This window comes from Cuspidothrix issatschenkoi CHARLIE-1, from assembly GCF_002934005.1.
Lineage (GTDB): Bacteria > Cyanobacteriota > Cyanobacteriia > Cyanobacteriales > Nostocaceae > Cuspidothrix > Cuspidothrix issatschenkoi.
The window spans coordinates 1-1,519 of sequence record NZ_PGEM01000209.1; the positions used below are offsets into that span (position 1 = coordinate 1).

At 38.3% G+C, this 1,519-nt stretch carries 2 protein-coding genes; both read right to left on the bottom strand.

The features are described 5' to 3' along the window. Positions 1-821: MlaD family protein (locus CUN59_RS20300; RefSeq protein ID WP_133164061.1), on the bottom strand; the 821-nt coding region annotated here is incomplete at its 3' end. A 115-nt stretch (positions 822-936) separates the two neighbouring features. Further along, positions 937-1,519, bottom strand: a 583-nt coding sequence (locus CUN59_RS20305; protein WP_104389528.1) for an ABC transporter ATP-binding protein, incomplete at its 5' end; no start/stop codon positions are given.

Sequence of the window (1,519 nt, forward strand, 5' to 3'; positions counted from 1 at the left end):
ATTAAAGAAGAACGATTAGTAGTAACAAGACTATCTAAGTTACTTAATAATCGGCTTGCTTGTTTAGCTGTGACACTAAAATCCTGAGCTGTTGTGCCTAATTGCTCCGAGGTTTTACTAGCACTGGCGGTTAATTTGTTTGCGGACAGCTGTAATGTCACTGCTGTACCAGAAAATATCCCCAATTGTCCTCGGAAGCTTTTGCTTAAACTTTGCAAATCCTTGGTTAAATCTGCGATATTCTCAGCCGCATTGGCTGATGTTTCTAAGGTACGATTAATATTTTTATAGAACTTTTCATTGCTATATTGATCTGCAAAATTAGATGTTTTACGGATCAATTCATCAACACTAATACCAATTTCACCTTTTAAGCGAGAACCATTACAAATAATCAAGTTAGAGTTACAGTTTTTATCTAGAGGGTTAGCTACAATATCTGAGGGTAAATCCGCTTTTGGTGTAATATCTATAATATTTTCGCTAATTAATCCACTTTGATTAGCTTCAATTAGCGCATTGCTAGGAATAATCAATTTAGGTGAATCAATTTGAATTTCTACATCAATAACATTTGTTCCCGCTTGGAGGTTGGTAATACTTCCCACTTTCACACCACGAAAACGCACTGCTGAACCCTTTTGCATTCCTCCGGCGTTAGTAAATTCGATAATTGCTTTATATGAAGTTTGTCCAGGGGTAATTCTATTTAACCATAGTAAAATTACTCCAGATGCGCCTAGACCTAGTAGGAGCAACAATCCTACAGATCCTTCTCTTCTCATGCGTGCGGACGTGAAACTGCTAATTAGCTCTCGCATTTGTTCCTCCACCGAAAAAAAGTACACTTGGCATTTTTTTAACCAATAGTTCCTTAATGGTACAAGCCTCCGGATTTATTTGTGGAATCAATCCAAAATCCAAAATTGAATGTACTTAACCTACTACTTGAATAGGTCCTTGTACTCTACCACTCATAAATTGTCGAATTAACGGATTTTCTGTGTGATCTATTTCATTTACTTTACCTTGCCATTGCACTTTGCCTTGATAAAGGAATACTATTTGGTCGGAGGTACGGCGAATGGTACTATCTTGGTGAGTGACGATGCAGTATGTACTACAAACTTCTTGGGTATGTTGTAAATCACGGATTAAATCCTCTATGACGGTGGAGGCAATGGGGTCAAGTCCGGCTGTCGGTTCATCATATAATAAAACCTCTGGACTATCTGTGGGGTGATCTGGGTTAGACATGATGGCGCGAGCAAAACTAACTCTTTTTCGCATCCCTCCCGAAAGTTCGGAGGGGTAAAGATGGCCAATTGCTGCTAAACCTACCATTTCTAATTTTTCGTTGACAAGTTCCCGAATTTGCGATCGCTTTAAATCGGAATTTTGATAAAGTAAAAAGCCAATATTTTCTTCTACTGTTAAAGAGTCAAATAAGGCCGCTTGCTGAAATACCATGCCAATTCCCACAGGATCAGCACCATCTTCTATTAAACCATTTCTTTTG